Below are 15,516 nucleotides of genomic sequence, written 5' to 3'. Positions count from 1 at the left end.
TCAGTCGCTGTAGCTGGTGGCTGACACACCGCTATCGCGGGCAAGCCCGTTCCTGCACGCCTCCACCCGATCCCTGCCCGCCTGCTTGGCCACGTAAACGGCCGAGTCGGCACGCAGCAGCAGCCCGTCGATGCCCTCGTCCACCCGCCAGCTGGCCACGCCAAAGCTCGCAGTGACCATGCCCACCGGCTCCATCGGCGCACTGCGCAAGGCTTGCCACAACTCCATCGCCAGGCTGTAAGCCTGCTCGCCGGCAGTGTTGGGGCACAGCACCATAAACTCCTCACCGCCCAGGCGGCAAAACACGTCGCTGCGCCGCAGGCGCTGGCTGATGCGCGTGCACAGCTCTTGCAGCACCCCGTCGCCGACCGCATGCCCATGCTGGTCGTTGATGCGCTTGAAGTGGTCGACATCCAGCATGATCACCGACAAGGCCCCCGAAGCGCGGTTGAGCCGCACCATCTCGGCCTTGAGTCGATCCTGGAAGTAACGACGATTGTGAATCCCGGTCAGGGAGTCGGTAATGGAGAGCGCACGCAGCTCCTCTTCCACCCGTTTCAGATCGGAAATATCCGACACGTAGCCATGCCACAACGTACCGCCGCCCGGTAACTCTTCCGGTGTGGCCTCGCCGCGAATCCAGCGCAGGCCGCGTTGCGGCAACAACACGCGATACTCCTCGCGCCAATGGCTCAACTGCAATGCCGACAAGCGAATCGAGGCACGCACCCGCTCCACATCCTGCGGGTGGATGCGCTCGAAGACCTTCGACGCATCCTGCTGCAATACGCCCAGCTCGATTTCATAGATGTCGCGCATGCCGTCGCTGGCGTAGATAAAGTGCCAGTTATCCTTGGGCTCCCGCGTGAATTGGAAGATCCCGCCAGGCACATGGGAGCTGAGTTTCTTGAGCAGACGGTCACGAGCTGCCAGAGCCTCGTAGGCACGTTTCTGCTCGGTGACATCGAGGTAGATCGCCAGGTGCCCGATCCACAAACCATGGTCATCCAGCAACACGGTGGCCAGCATATTCACGGTCAATTGGCTGCGGTCCTGGCGGATCAGGTTCCATTCACGCGCTTCGTGCAGGTTGTCGGGGCTTTCCACCAGCATCGCCTGGCTGGCGGGGATGCGCTTGCCCAACGCCACGCTCAGGCTGGCGGAGCGTGCTTCCAGCTCCGTCGCCAGGTGCAGGCTTTCCAGGGTTAACTTGCCCACTACCTGCTCAGGCTTGAACCCCAGCATCCGCTCGGCACCGGCGTTGAAGGTATTGATGACCCCGCGCAGGTCGGTCGCAATGATCGCGACGTGGGTGGCGGCATTCAACACACTGCGCAATTGGCCATGAGCACCGCGCAGTTCCTGCTCGCGCTGGCGCAGTTGCACGGTACGCTGCTCCACCAGCTTCAATGCGCGCTGGCGCTGGCTCACCAGCACATACAATAAGGCGCTGAGCAGCAGGCTGAGCAAACCGCCCATGCTCACGATGGTGCCTAGCGAGGAATGGTTAGCCTGGTCAAACACTCGGCTCGGACGTAGGTTCAAGGTGTACACATGGTCGCCCAGGGTGAGGCGGCGTGCGCCTGACAGATCATCCTCGCCCACAGCGTTGCCGGACTCGAAGAGCACCCGCTTTTGCAGATCGGAGGTATCGACAATCTGCGTCACCAGATTGTCCCGTTCCGGCTTGGGCAAACCGTCAGCCATCAGTTGGCGCATGCTGATCACCGCCATTACATAGCCGTAAGGCTCATGCTGGGACTGCCCGGAAGTGGGCGGGTTACTCACCGGCGCCACCAGTAATACGCCGGTGGCGTAGGCCGGCTCCACACCCACCAGCTGCAAGGGCTGGGACACCGCCAGCTTGCCGCTCTTTTGCGCACGCTCAAGAGCCGAGCGCCGCAGGGGCTGGGCCAGCAGGTCAAAACCCAGCGGTGAGCCCAGCAAGCTTTGGGTCTGGCTGTAGAGCACCGGCACGTACTCATCGCGCTCGGGCGCCGGGGCCAGTTCGCCGGAGGAATTCAATTCACGGATAACGTAGGGGGTACCGCGCAGGGCAGACACATGGTGTTCAAACTGGCTGCGTTGCTCGCGAAATATCCGGGGCGCCCAGGAGTAGGCACGGGTGCGCAACAACAAGGGCTGCGCAAAACCGTCGAACTCTTCGCGGGACACATCATCGGAATTGGCGAAGAAACGCCGCAGGCTGTTCAGGCGTTGCTCCTGATCCTCGAAGCGTTCCTGCAGGCGGGTATAACGCTCATTGACCAGCAACTGAAAGCGTTGACGCACCTGTTGCTGATAGAGGTCGGAGGCGGCCCAGGCCACGATCGCCGTCAGGGCACTGCCGGCCAATAACACCACCAATGCCACCAGCCAAGCCGACGCCTGTTCACTGATAAAGCCTAGGATTTTCGGGCGGACGGCTTGCAACGGCATAGGCAACACTCACATCGCCAGTGTGCGGGGGTGTCACTTTGGCTAGGCGTTAAGTTATAGCCATGAGGCGGGTGTTTGACCAGCGTAAAAAAGCCGCAAGACCGGAATAATCCGGGCTTGCGGCTTTTTTGATACAGCGATCAGCGGGCGGTGATTTTCCATGCCCGGTGGATCTTGGCGTTACGCGCAAAATCCGGGTCCAGGGTCTTGTCGCTGATCTCCTCGACCGCATAGCGCTGGCTGAGGTTGTCCTCCAGCACGAACTTGCGGAAGTTGTTCGAGAAGTACAGCACGCCGCCTGGTGCCAGGCGCGCCATGGCCAGGTCGAGCAACTGCACGTGGTCGCGCTGCACGTCGAAGATGCCTTCCATGCGTTTGGAGTTGGAGAAGGTCGGCGGGTCGATGAAGATCAGGTCGAATTCATCGCGGCTAGCCTCCAGCCAGGCCATCACATCACCCTGCTCCAGGCGGTTCTTGTCGGAGAAGCCGTTGAGCGAGAAGTTGCGACGGGCCCAGTCCAGGTAGGTCTTGGACAGGTCGACGCTGGTGGTACTGCGTGCGCCGCCCTTGGCTGCGTGCACGCTGGCGGTGGCGGTGTAGCAATACAGGTTGAGGAAACGCTTGCCGGCCGCTTCTTTCTGGATGCGCATGCGCATCGGGCGGTGGTCGAGGAACAGGCCGGTGTCCAGGTAATCGGTTAGGTTGACCAGCAGCTTCACGCCGCCTTCGCTGACCTCGGTGAACTTGCCCTGGGCGCTCTGGCGCTCGTATTGCTTGGTGCCGCTCTGACGCTCGCGACGCTTGACCACCACGCGGCTCTTGTCGATGTTCAACGCCTGGGGAATGGCCGCCAGCGCATCGAACATACGGGCGGAGGCTTTCTCCGGATCGATGGATTTTGGCGCGGCATATTCCTGTACGTGGACCCAATCGTGGTACAGGTCGATGGCCATGGAGTATTCCGGCATATCGGCGTCGTACACCCGGTAGCAATCCACGCCTTCACGCTTGGCCCACTTGCCCAGTTGCTTGAGGTTCTTCTGCAGGCGGTTGGCGAACATCTGCCCGCCCTCGCTCAGGCGCGCCTGCTCGACCACGGGAGCCGGGGCCGGCTTGATCGGGTTGCCATTCTTGTTGTACTGGCGCTCTTGCGGCTCGGCCGGGGCCTGGTCGTAAGCGGCTTGCTCACGCTCGGCCTGGCGCTGCTCCGGGGTACGGCGCTCGCCGGTGACGAACTGGTCCGGGTTGACCTTGATCAGCAGCAATTTGCACGGCAAGGCGCCGTTCCAAAACGAATACTGTTTGTGGCTGCGGATGCCCATACGCTTGCCCAGGTCCGGCGCGCCGGTGAACACCGCCGCTTCCCAGCCCATGCACGCCTGGCGCAGACGCTCCCCGAGGTTCTGGTAGAGGTACAACAGGCTGGCTTCGTCACCCAGGCGTTCGCCGTAGGGTGGGTTGCAGATCACCAGGCCCTTCTGGTTCTGGTCCGGGCGCGGCTCGAAGGTACCGACTTCGCCCTGGTACACCTTGATCCAGTGGCTCAGGCCGGCGCGCTCGATGTTGTTGCGTGCGGGCTGAATCAGGCGTGGGTCGGCTTCATAGCCACGCACCCACAGGGGCGGCTTGTTCATGCCGATGGCGGCACGTTCGCTGGCCTCGGTGTGCAGTTTCTTCCACAGCGCCGGGACGTGACCGAGCCAGGTGGTGAAACCCCACAGCTCGCGATTCAGGTTGGGGGCCATGTCGGCAGCGATCATCGCGCCTTCCACCAGGAAGGTGCCCACGCCGCACATCGGGTCCGTCAGCGCGCCGCCTTCGGCCGCAATGCGCGGCCAGCCGGAGCGGATCAGGATCGCGGCCGCGAGGTTTTCCTTCAACGGTGCGGCGCCCTGCTGCAGGCGGTAGCCGCGCTGGTGCAGGCTATGGCCGGAGAGGTCGAGCGACAGGATGGCTTCGCCACGGTCCAGGCGCAGGTGAATGCGCAGGTCCGGGTTGATCTTGTCGATGGACGGGCGCTCGCCGGTCGGGGTGCGCAGCTTGTCGACGATCGCATCCTTGACCTTCAGCGCGCCGAAGTGGGTGTTGTCGATGCCCGAGCCGTGGCCGCTGAACTCCACCGCCAAGGTGCCGTCCGGGACCATGTGGTCGGCCCATTCGATATCCAGTACGCCGTGGTAGAGATCTTCGGCGTCCTTCATCGGGAAGCGCTTGAGCACCAGCAGCACGCGGTTGGCGAGACGTGACCAGAGGCACAGGCGGTAGGCGGTTTCCATGTCGGCCATGCCGCGCACGGCCGAGGTGTGCTCGCGGGCTTCCTCAAGGCCAAGCCCGACGGCTTCCTCGATCAGCAGGCCTTCGAGGCCCTTGGGGCAGGTGAGGAAGAGTTCAAAACGGTCCGACATGGGGCATTCCAGGCTTTTCAGCAATAAATGAACGGGCGACGCATCACCGGTTCGGTTTTCAATCAAGCACTTTTCTTGAAGAGTGCCCGCGTGGCACGAATGTGCCGTCCCACCCCGCCTGCCGGGCCTTTGGGCCTTGATTGACGGGGCAGATCAATAATTTTGATGCAACAAAAAGAAATATTCCGACCCTTCGTCGAATAATAACCGACTGCAACGGGCGGGCATTCTCACTAAAGGATTAAACCCATCCTCTGTGCAGGGTGCATCATAGCTGGCTTTGCCTAATAAATGGGGCGAAAAGCCATCCCAGCTTATGGCTATAGCATCGTTATCGTTACGTGCTTATGACAAAACGATCATTGAATCCATGTGACCTATTGGTTAGAACTCAACACAGGTTGGCGCCGTAACGACGCCGACACCTAGGCTCGCCACGCCGGCAGCGAGCCCACCAACGGCAGAAAAACTCTGCCCGGCCTCAGACGAGGCCGAAGGATATCAAGACAGTCAACAAGTGAGGGAAACACCCTATGAGAAGACTTAAGCGTGATCCGTTGGAAAGAGCATTTTTACGCGGATATCAATATGGCGTTCATGGCAAATCCCGTGAGCTTTGCCCATTTACTCTACCGTCGGTACGCCAAGCCTGGATCAACGGCTGGCGAGAAGGACGCGGCGACAACTGGGACGGTATGACTGGCACTGCGGGAATCCACAGACTCAACGAACTTCACGCCGTCGGCTAATCAAGGGCATTTAAATCCGACACCACCACGAATATGTAACGACTTAACCACGCACGCCCTATCCAGGCGGCGGGCTTCGGCCCAGGGGCTCCTTTTAAGGAGCCCTTTTTATTGGCTGAGCGTCAGGCTTTCTTCGCCAGTGCAGCAATGGCATCCACCGACTGGCGAATCAGCGTCGGGCCCTTATAGATAAAGCCTGAGTACAACTGTACGAGGCTGGCACCCGCGGCGATCTTCTCGGCGGCATGCTTGCCTTCAGTGATGCCGCCCACCGCAATGATCGGCAAACGCCCGGCCAGCTCGGCGGCCAGCACCTTGACGATATGGGTGCTCTTGTCGCGCACCGGGGCACCTGAGAGGCCGCCGGCCTCATCACCATGGGCCAGGCCTTCAACACCGACACGGCTGAGGGTGGTATTGGTCGCGATTACGGCGTCCATGCCCGAGTCCACCAGGGCCTGGGCGACCAGCACGGTTTCTTCATCGGTCATGTCCGGGGCAATCTTGATCGCCAACGGCACGCGCTTGCCGTGACGCACGGCCAGGTCTTCCTGGCGCTGGCGCAAGGCTTCGAGCAACTGCTTGAGGGAGTCGCCGAACTGCAGGCTGCGCAGGCCGGGTGTATTAGGCGAGCTGACGTTGACGGTGACATAGCTGGCGTGGGCGTAAACCTTGTCCAGGCAGATCAGGTAATCATCGACAGCGCGCTCTACCGGCGTGTCGAAGTTCTTGCCGATATTGATCCCCAGGATGCCCTTGTACTTCGCCGCCTGAACCCGCGACAGCAAGTGATCGACGCCCAGGTTGTTGAAGCCCATGCGGTTGATGATCGCCTCGGCTTCCGGCAAACGGAAGATCCGCGGCTTGGGGTTGCCCGGCTGCGGCCGTGGAGTCACGGTGCCGATTTCGACAAACCCGAAACCCAGTTGCGCAAAGCCGTCGATGGCCGCGCCGTTCTTGTCCAGGCCGGCTGCCAGCCCGACCGGGTTGGGGAAGTCCAACCCCATCACCGATACCGGCATTTTCGCCGGTGCCTTGCATACCAGGCCATTGAGCCCCAGGCGGCCACCGGCACCGATCAGGTCCAGGGACAGATCGTGGGAGGTTTCCGGGGAGAGTTTGAACAACAGCTGGCGGGCCAGGGTATACATGGGCGGGCTAGACTCGGAGGCGGCGAAAGGTGGCGCCGATTATAGCCGGGGTGACGGGGCGCGTGCGAGGCGTGCCGTGCAAACATCAATGACGTTGCATGACCAGGGCCTCATACCGCGACCAGATTTTTTCTGCATAGCGCATACGCAATGCCTCGCGCTGTGGCCCATCACCCACGCCGACGTTGTAGGAACCCACTGCCGTCCAGTTGTAGCCAAAGCGCTGGATGAACTCGGCGAGAATCGAAGCCCCGACCTCCACCGACAGGCAAGGCTCACTCAACAGGCGCTCCTCGGTAATACCCTGCTTGAGCAAGCGGGGTAAGTGCATGCTGTTGATCTGCATCAACCCGATGTCTCGGGTGCCATTGCTGTTGGCAGGGTTGATCGCATCCGCACGCAAACCCGACTCCACTTCAGCAATTGCCTGCAACAGCTCTGGCTCGATGTCATAGCGGCTGGCGGTCTCCACCCAACAATTGGCCTGCGCCTGATGGCAACTCATCAATAGGCCCAGCAACACGCCCTTGCTCCAGAACTTAGCCATGTTCTACCTGATCACGCTTTACCGGCGCATGGCGGACCTGGCCGCAGACCGAACACACGCGCCCCACTTGCGCCACACCCGCCGTTGCATACCCTTCATCCGCCTTCACCGGGCATGTAAACCGATAGCCCTGCCCGTAGATCGTCTTGATAAACACTTTGTCCGCGCCAAGGTATTTGCGCAGTGAGTAAATGCAGCGGGTCAGCGACTCTTCCGAGGCCTCACCCTGGGGCCACGCCAGCTCCAGCAGGCGATCCTTGGTCATCAGCGTACCGCCGCAAGCCAGCAGCAGCCGCAACACATGCCACTCCTTGGGCGGCAGCTGAACATCCGAATTCTCGCTGGTCAGACGACCGTCGCCGTGCAGAGTCCAGCGCGCAAAAACCAGAGCAGGTGTCGTCAATTGATTATTTACGACGAGCATACGCACCTCGGTATCCGACGACTGACATTGAAATCCTTATTTCCAGTAATGGCTTATGCGCCCATGCCTCCAACTATAAAAACCCGTCTTCCCGCTCACGCCAGGGAAAATCCCATACATCCTGCGACTTGAAGAACCACAACGTAGGACTTTCCTCTACTCAGTCTCGACAGGCGTCCACGCCTGATAAACCTCAAGCAGTTCAACCCCTAAACGGTCCTCCAACTGCACCAGTTCGCCCAACGCAAACAACTGCCCGTTTACCCGTACTTCCACGCAGTGAATGGCTTCAGGGGCCAAAGGCAATACCTTGCCTGGCGCAAAAGCCGCGAGGCGCCTGCGGCTGACCAATTGTTCCTGTAGCAGAATTTCCAGATGCATGGTGTAACGCCTTTTTCACAGGGAAAGATCACGACCCGGCCCCGCAAACGCACGCTGCACACGCTCGTATTGCGCCGCAGTCAACGGCGGAGGCCCGACGCCCCCCGCCACAGCCTTGAATTCGTGGCCCACGGCTCGCGCCTGAATGACAAACAAGCGCACTGGGGCCCAGCGACCCGGCGCCGAGCTACGCCTTTGCTCGGTCGCTTCGCGTCGAAACGCACCCAGCCATAAGCGCTTGCCCTGCGGCACGCGAACAACACTGCCGACACCCACCCGCCCGACCGCAGTGGGGCGGGTGCGTCGTCCCTCTTCAATGGCCTGGCGACCATCCTCGAGATCCAGGCGCATCTCGATCTGGTTAGCCTCGACAAAACGCGGCAATACACTGACCTGGGTGCCATAACGTACGGGCTTCCAGTCGGCGTCATCGCTCCCGGGGGCCGGTAGATAGAAGGTGTGGTTGTCCTGGAATACCGCCGGCACATTTTCCTCGGTGAGGATCACCGGTAACGTCACCACACTGGCCCGCCGTCGACGCTCAAGCAGCGCGATTTGCGCCATCAAGCGGTTATCGTCCTGGGGCTCCATGATCCGAGTGGTCGAGGCTTCGGTGCTTTCGCCGCCGCCCAGGCCCAGCGCCTTCAGTTCGTCACGGTCCACGTCGACCAGCCACAGCGAGATCTCGACCGCTCGCTTGGGCAGGTCCAGCTCCGCTACCAATTTCTGGATGAGGCTCAACTGTTCCGGCTTGCCCTTGATCAGCAGGCTGTTGGCATCCGGGAAGGCGATCACCCCAAGGTTTCTGTCGGCCAAGGGGCCCTTCTGCTCGCGGGCCAGCAGGGTTTCGATCATCGACGCCATCCCCGGTACCGTGACCGGGCTGTCGCGGCTGCCGTATTGGCGGTCAGCCACCGGGGTGTTAAGTACCTGAACCACCGCAAAAGCCTGCGCGCCCACGCGCAAGTCTGCCCGTTGCCGGTCCATCAGTTGGGTCAGCCGAAGCACCTGGTCTACATAGTTCGGTGGGCCGGACACATAGAATGTCCGCGCCCCGCTTTCACGCAGGGGGTAGCGCGACTCATCAAGCCCCGAGCGGCGCATGAGGGCACGCAGCCGGTCGATGGAAATATGCCGCAACGCCACCGCCGAGCTTTTTGCTTCGCCGGCGTTATAAACGTGGAGCACCTGCCCATCGCTGTACCAGATCAGGCCCTGCTGCTGTGCAAGTGCCTCCAGGGTCTGTTGTGGCGTTGCCAAATCAAATACTCCGCTGACGCGTGTGCGCGCCACCTCGCGGCTGACCACGATTGGTACCCCCAACGGCACAGACAGTGCGGTAAACAGGGTATGCAGGCTTTCATCCCGGGCTTGATAGCTTTCGCCCCAAGCAAGCACAGTGCCCGACATCAGCACGGTAAACAGCAGCCAGCGACAAAGTCGGAGACGGGGCATCGTTGCGCAAAATTCCGCGTACACCTTGGGTTTTCCTGAATGGCCTGGCACAGAGAGGCGGCCATACTGAAAGGCAGGCCGTTTTCAATCTTGATGGAAAGTTGACGGCCGCCCGCGCCATCAGCCCGTGGCATGTGCCTTGCTATGGACTCTGTATCAAAGCGCGCACCAACGGCGGAGCGCGCTTACGGACAAAGGCGTCGTTACCTGCAATGGCTTGTATCGCCATCTGAAGGAACGGCGCTTTTTTTTGAAAGAAAAGGTAGGTCTTGATGAACGATTCGGTTGGCAACAGCCCGGTAAATGACCCGTTGGCCTGGGTCAACGGCAGTGATGCCCCGGAAAAAAGCAGCCTGGACCTGGGGTTCATGGCCTTGAGCGATTGCGCGTCGCTGGTGGTGGCCGCCACTCAGGGCTTCGCTCAACCCTATGGGCTGACCTTGAACCTCAAGCGCCAATCCTCATGGGCCAACCTGCGAGACAAGCTGGTCAGCGGCGAGCTGGATGCCGCCCACAGCCTGTATGGGCTGATCTATGCCGTGCACCTGGGCATCGGCGGCGTCGCGCCCACCGACATGGCCGTGCTGATGGGGCTGAACCAGAATGGCCAGAGCATCAACCTGTCTCACGGGCTGCAAGCGCAAGGAGTGACCACTCCTGAGGCGCTGGACCGGCACGTGCACCAAAGTCGAACAAAACTGACCTTCGCCCAGACCTTTCCTACAGGCACCCATGCCATGTGGCTGTATTACTGGCTCGCAAGCCAAGGTATTCATCCCTTGCAGGATGTGGACAGCGTAGTGGTGCCCCCGCCGCAAATGGTTGCGCACCTGCAGGCCGGGCGCATCGATGGCTTTTGCGTCGGCGAACCCTGGTGTGCCAGTGCGGTCAAGCAAAACCAGGGCTTTACCCTGGCGACCACTCAGGCGATCTGGCCGAATCATCCGGAAAAGGTGCTCGGTTGCACCCAAGCGTTCGTCGACCAGTACCCCAACACCGCACGCGTACTGGTGATGGCTATCCTGGAGGCCAGCCGTTTTATCGAGCAGAACACCGAAAACCGCCGCTCCACCGCGCAATTACTCAGCGGCAGCGACTACCTCGACGCCCCGCTCGACTGCATCGAACCGCGCCTGCTCGGGGCCTATGAGGATGGCCTGGGCAACCAGTGGCAGGACCCTCACGCCCTGCGTTTCTTTGCCGGCGGTGCAGTCAACCTGCCCTACCTCTGCGATGGCATGTGGTTCATGACCCAGTTCCGGCGCTGGGGCCTGCTGCGCGAAGACCCGGATTACCTGGGCGTTGCCCGTCAGGTACAGCAGTTGGCTCTGTATCGCCAGGCCGCCGATGCATTGGGCATCACCGACAATGGCCAGGACATGCGCAGCAGCCAACTGATCGACGGCAAGATCTGGGACGGTTCCGACCCCGCCGGTTATGCCCGCAGCTTCCGCCTGCATGCCATCGCCGACCCGGCCACCCGCCAAGCCTTGCGCTGACAGGAGAACTCTATGCTGCGAATCCTGTTGATCAACGACACCCCGCGCAAGGTCGGCCGGCTCAGGGCGGCGCTGATCGAAGCCGGTTTTGAGGTGATCGATGAGTCCGGGCTGACCATCGACCTGCCCGCACGCGTCGAAACGGTGCGCCCGGACGTGATTCTGATCGATACCGAGTCACCCGGCCGCGATGTGATGGAACAAGTGGTGCTGGTCAGCCGCGACCAGCCACGCCCGATCGTGATGTTTACCGACGAACACGACCCGAACGTGATGCGCCAGGCGATCAAATCCGGGGTCAGCGCCTACATCGTCGAAGGCATCCAGGCGCAGCGGCTGCAGCCGATCCTTGACGTGGCCATGGCCCGCTTTGAAAGCGACCAGGCCTTGCGCGCCCAGCTTCAAGCCCGCGACCAGCAATTGGCCGAGCGCAAGCGCATCGAGCTGGCGAAAGGCATGTTGATGAAAATGAAGGACTGCAACGAAGAAGAGGCCTACACCCTGATGCGCCGCCAGGCCATGAGCCGCCAGCAGAAACTGATCCAGGTGGCGGAGCAGATTATCGCCATGAGTGAATTGCTTGGCTGATGTGGCTCAGCTCTTGCTAAAGAATCATCACAGGTAGCCAACGGCGGTTGCCCCTCCACGACAAAGACGTCGCACATCCGGTTTGCCCTCGCGAACCCGGTGGCGGCGTTTTTTCGTTTTGGCCCCTTCATGGGGCAGGTGGGGCGGCCCTAGCCGGCTGTTCCATCACCAGGCCTTCTTACAAGACTCCCAACCGTTGAGGTGCGTGATGAAATCAAGCTTCTGGAAATCCGGGCACACCCCGACCCTGTTTGCCGCGTTCCTGTATTTCGACCTGAGCTTTATGGTCTGGTACCTCCTGGGCCCGCTGGCGGTGCAGATTGCCGCCGACCTGCACCTGACCACCCAGCAGCGCGGCCTGGTGGTGGCGACGCCGATCCTGGCGGGTGCGGTGCTGCGTTTCCTGATGGGCATGCTGGCCGACAAACTGTCGCCCAAAACCGCCGGGCTGATCGGCCAAGTGATTGTGATCGTCGCGCTGTTCGGTGCCTGGAAACTGGGAATCCACAGCTACGAGCAAGCCTTGCTGCTGGGCGTGTTCCTGGGCATGGCCGGTGCGTCCTTTGCGGTAGCCCTGCCGCTGGCCTCCCAGTGGTACCCGGCTGAACACCAGGGCAAAGCCATGGGGATTGCCGGCGCCGGCAACTCGGGCACCGTGTTCGCCGCCTTGCTGGCGCCGGTGCTGGCGGCCGCGTTTGGCTGGAGCAATGTGTTCGGTTTTGCGCTGATTCCACTGGTGCTGACCCTGATCGTCTTTGCCTGGCTGGCCCGCAATGCCCCTGAACGCCCGAAAGCCAAATCCATGGCCGACTACTTCAAGGCCCTGGGCGACCGCGATAGCTGGTGGTTCATGTTCTTTTACAGCGTGACCTTCGGCGGCTTTATCGGCCTGGCCAGCGCCCTGCCCGGCTATTTCAACGACCAATACGGCTTGAGCCCGGTGACTGCCGGCTACTACACCGCCGCCTGTGTGTTCGGTGGCAGCCTGATGCGCCCACTGGGCGGGGCCCTGGCCGACCGCTTTGGCGGGATTCGCACCCTGCTGGGCATGTACAGCGTGGCGGCGATCTGCATCGCCGCAGTCGGTTTCAACCTGCCCAGCTCCTATGCGGCACTGGCGTTGTTCGTCTGCACCATGCTGGGCCTGGGTGCCGGCAATGGCGCAGTGTTTCAATTGGTGCCCCAGCGTTTCCGTCGCGAAATCGGCGTGATGACCGGCCTGATCGGCATGGCCGGCGGCATCGGCGGTTTCGCCCTGGCAGCGGGCATGGGTGCAATCAAACAAAGCACCGGCAGCTATCAGCTGGCCCTGTGGTTGTTCGCCAGCCTGGGCGTGTTGGCCTGGTTCGGGCTGCACGGCGTCAAACGTCGCTGGAGAACCACTTGGGGTTCGGCCGCTGTGACTGCCGCACGCGTCTGATGAGCCTGCAACTGAGCGTCGCCCAAGCCAGCGCCATCGGCCCACGCGCGGAAAACCAAGACGCCGTGCGCGTGGTCACCCCCGTCGCGGAACTGGCGGCGAGCAAAGGCTACCTGTGCGCCATGGCCGACGGCGTGAGCCAATGTGCCGACGGTGGCCTGGCCGCACGCTCGACCTTGCAGGCCCTGGCCCTGGATTACTACGCCACGCCGCAAACCTGGGGCGTGGCCCAGGCGCTGGAGCGCTTGCTGCTCGCGCAGAATCGCTGGCTGCAGGCCAATGGCGGTGGCCAGCCGTTGCTTACGACCCTCAGTGCCCTGGTGTTTCGCGGCCAGCGGTTCACCCTGGCCCATGTCGGCGATTGCCGGGCGTATCGCTGGCTGGACGGTGAGTTGCAGCGCATCAGCGAGGATCACGTATGGGAACAGCCGGGGATGCAGCATGTGCTCAAGCGTGCACTCGGGCTGGATCAACACCTGGTGCTGGATTTTCTGGATGGCCAGTTGCGCGAGGGCGAGTGTTTCCTGCTGCTCAGTGATGGCGTGTGGGCGACCCTTGGCGATCACAGCATCAGCGCCATCCTGCGAGAGCAGGTTGACCTGGATCTGGCAGTCAACACCCTGGTGACTGCCGCGCACCTGGCGGGCAGCCAGGACAATGCCAGCGCCTTGCTGGTGCGCGTCGATACACTCGGCGCAGCCACCCTGGGCGACGCGCTGGTGCAGTTGCAGCAATGGCCGCTGCCGCCGCCGTTGAAGGCCGGGCAACACTTTGAAGGCTGGCAGGTGGAAACCGTGCTGGCGCACAGTCGACAGTCATTGCTGTACCGGGTACGCGATGCCCAACAGCAACCCTGGCTGCTGAAAACCCTGCCGCTGAGCCGCGACGATGACGGCGATGCGGGACAGGCATTGTTGTCCGAGGAATGGTTTTTGCGGCGCGTGGCCGGGCGGGCGTTTCCTGAAGTGCATGCCGCCAGCGGGCGTCAGCATTTGTACTATGTGATGCGCGAATACCCGGGAAAAACCCTGGCCGAATTATTCCAGCAACAAGGCCCATTGCCCCTGGCGCAATGGCAGTCGGTGGCCGAACGCTTGCTGCGGGCGGTGGGCATGCTGCACCGACGGCAGATCCTGCACCGCGACATCAAACCGGAAAACCTGCTGCTGGGGGACGACGCTGAACTGCGCGTGCTGGATTTCGGCCTGGCGTACTGCCCGGGTCTCTCGGAGGACCGCGCACACGTGCTGCCCGGCACGCCGAGCTTTATTGCCCCCGAGGCATTCAGTGGTGAGCGCCCTACAGCCCAGCAGGATTTGTACAGCGCGGGCGTGACCCTGTATTACCTGCTGACCGGGCATTACCCCTACGGTGAAATCGAAGCCTTCCAACGGCCCAGGTTCAACCAGCCCATCAGTGCCAGCCGTTATCGCCCCGACCTGCCGGATTGGTTGCCGCTCAGTCTGGAACGAGCCGTGGCCGCCCAGCCGGCGCAGCGCTTCGAGACTGCCGAGGAATGGCTGCTGGTGCTGGAACAGGCTGACCGGCGAGAGCTGAGCATTCGCCCCAGGCCATTGCTGGAGCGCGAGCCGTTGAAGGTCTGGCGAACCTTGGCCCTGCTTTCGATGCTGATCAATCTAGTGCTGCTTTATTCACTTTTTCACAGCTGACCTACTTCGACACGAGGGAACCCCCATGAATGCAAAAGTCTGGCTGGTGGGCGCAGGCCCCGGAGACCCGGAGCTGTTGACCCTCAAGGCTGTGCGGGCCATGAACGAAGCCGATGTGGTAATGATCGATGACTTGGTCAACCCGGCGGTACTGGAACATTGCCTGGATGCGCGGGTGATCACCGTCGGTAAACGTGGCGGTTGCCGTTCGACACCACAGGATTTCATCCATCGCCTGATGCTGCGGTACGCACGTCAGGGCAAGTGCGTGGTGCGGCTCAAAGGTGGCGATCCGTGCATCTTTGGCCGAGGTGGTGAGGAGGCCATATGGTTGCGCCAACGAGGAGTCGAGGTTGAGTTGGTCAACGGGATCACGGCGGGGTTGGCTGGTGCGACGAATTGCGACATTCCGCTGACTTTGCGCGGTGTCAGCCGTGGCGTCACCCTGGTCACGGCTCATACCCAAGACGACAGCCGCCTTAACTGGCGAGCACTGGCTGAGGGCGGGACAACATTGGTGGTGTACATGGGCGTGGCGAAGCTGGAGGAAATCCGCCAGCAACTACTGGAGGCCGGGATGGCTGCGGATATGCCGGTGGCGATGATCGAAAATGCGTCGCTGCCTCAGCAACGCGAGTGCCGCAGCGAGCTGTCACGGATGCATGAGGATGCCCAGGCATTCGCCCTGAAAAGCCCGGCGATCCTGGTGATCGGCAGCGGTGGCCGCCAGCGGGCAAGCCGCCTGCATCGCCTCGGCGGCCAGCGCCTGATACAAACCGCAGGCAAAA

Annotated in this window: 12 protein-coding genes and 1 pseudogene; 6 read left to right on the top strand and 7 right to left on the bottom strand. The window is 61.9% G+C overall.

The features are described 5' to 3' along the window. Positions 1 to 2,439: a diguanylate cyclase gene (locus tag LRS56_03095; protein ID WDU63555.1), complete on the bottom strand. Its 2,439-nt coding sequence runs from the start codon at positions 2,437 to 2,439 to the stop codon at positions 1 to 3. Positions 2,440 to 2,579: 140 nt separating this feature from the next. Next, positions 2,580 to 4,844 (bottom strand): bifunctional 23S rRNA (guanine(2069)-N(7))-methyltransferase RlmK/23S rRNA (guanine(2445)-N(2))-methyltransferase RlmL, encoded by a 2,265-nt coding sequence (gene rlmKL, locus LRS56_03090; protein WDU63554.1) that lies wholly within the window; start codon positions 4,842 to 4,844, stop codon positions 2,580 to 2,582. 533 nt (positions 4,845 to 5,377) lie between these two features. Between rlmKL and LRS56_03085 the strand changes: the two genes are divergently transcribed. Beyond that, positions 5,378 to 5,593 carry a ribosome modulation factor gene (locus tag LRS56_03085; protein WDU63553.1) on the top strand — a complete coding sequence of 72 codons (216 nt, stop codon included), beginning with the start codon at positions 5,378 to 5,380 and terminating at the stop codon, positions 5,591 to 5,593. Between the two features lie 122 nt (positions 5,594 to 5,715). Here the strand turns inward: LRS56_03085 and LRS56_03080 are convergent, their stop codons facing one another. The 5 genes from LRS56_03080 to sctC all read right to left on the bottom strand — a co-directional run bounded on the left by LRS56_03080 (position 5,716) and on the right by sctC (position 9,551). Further along, positions 5,716 to 6,744, bottom strand: a complete 1,029-nt coding sequence (locus LRS56_03080) for a quinone-dependent dihydroorotate dehydrogenase (protein ID WDU63552.1) — start codon at positions 6,742 to 6,744, stop codon at positions 5,716 to 5,718. Positions 6,745 to 6,829: 85 nt separating this feature from the next. Next, positions 6,830 to 7,291, bottom strand: coding sequence for a transglycosylase SLT domain-containing protein (locus LRS56_03075; GenBank protein WDU63551.1), 462 nt, complete (start codon positions 7,289 to 7,291; stop codon positions 6,830 to 6,832). Beyond that, positions 7,284 to 7,715, bottom strand: a complete 432-nt coding sequence (locus tag LRS56_03070) for a winged helix-turn-helix domain-containing protein (protein ID WDU63550.1) — start codon at positions 7,713 to 7,715, stop codon at positions 7,284 to 7,286. Before LRS56_03070 ends, LRS56_03075 begins: the two co-directional genes overlap by 8 nt. A gap of 156 nt (positions 7,716 to 7,871) precedes the next feature. Beyond that, a complete protein-coding gene (locus tag LRS56_03065; protein WDU63549.1) occupies positions 7,872 to 8,096 on the bottom strand; it encodes a FliM/FliN family flagellar motor switch protein in 225 nt (74 codons plus the stop codon). Between the two features lie 15 nt (positions 8,097 to 8,111). Continuing rightward, positions 8,112 to 9,551 carry a type III secretion system outer membrane ring subunit SctC gene (gene sctC / locus LRS56_03060; GenBank protein WDU63548.1) on the bottom strand — a complete coding sequence of 480 codons (1,440 nt, stop codon included), beginning with the start codon at positions 9,549 to 9,551 and terminating at the stop codon, positions 8,112 to 8,114. Between the two features lie 272 nt (positions 9,552 to 9,823). Here sctC and LRS56_03055 point away from each other — a divergent pair, with 272 nt between their 5' ends. The 5 genes and pseudogenes from LRS56_03055 to cobA all read left to right on the top strand — a co-directional run bounded on the left by LRS56_03055 (position 9,824) and on the right by cobA (position 15,498). Continuing rightward, positions 9,824 to 11,050, top strand: coding sequence for a CmpA/NrtA family ABC transporter substrate-binding protein (locus LRS56_03055; protein WDU63547.1), 1,227 nt, complete (start codon positions 9,824 to 9,826; stop codon positions 11,048 to 11,050). 12 nt (positions 11,051 to 11,062) lie between these two features. Next, the gene (locus tag LRS56_03050) at positions 11,063 to 11,638 is read left to right on the top strand and encodes an ANTAR domain-containing protein (GenBank protein ID WDU63546.1); all 576 of its coding nucleotides are present in this window, start codon (positions 11,063 to 11,065) and stop codon (positions 11,636 to 11,638) included. 208 nt (positions 11,639 to 11,846) lie between these two features. Next, on the top strand, positions 11,847 to 13,058 hold the full coding sequence (locus LRS56_03045; protein WDU63545.1) for a NarK/NasA family nitrate transporter: 1,212 nt from the start codon (positions 11,847 to 11,849) through the stop codon (positions 13,056 to 13,058). After that, positions 13,058 to 14,728, top strand: coding sequence for a bifunctional protein-serine/threonine kinase/phosphatase (locus LRS56_03040; GenBank protein WDU63544.1), 1,671 nt, complete (start codon positions 13,058 to 13,060; stop codon positions 14,726 to 14,728). Before LRS56_03045 ends, LRS56_03040 begins: the two co-directional genes overlap by 1 nt. Before the next feature lie 25 nt (positions 14,729 to 14,753). After that, positions 14,754 to 15,498: pseudogene (gene cobA, locus LRS56_03035) on the top strand (uroporphyrinogen-III C-methyltransferase). Positions 15,499 to 15,516: the final 18 nt, after the last annotated feature.

Origin of the sequence: Pseudomonas poae (assembly GCA_028869255.1) — a bacterium.
In the GTDB taxonomy this organism is placed as follows: Bacteria; Pseudomonadota; Gammaproteobacteria; order Pseudomonadales; family Pseudomonadaceae; genus Aquipseudomonas; species Aquipseudomonas poae_C.
The sequence above is the reverse complement of the archived record's forward strand: the minus strand, read 5'-3'. Positions and strand labels throughout refer to the sequence as shown.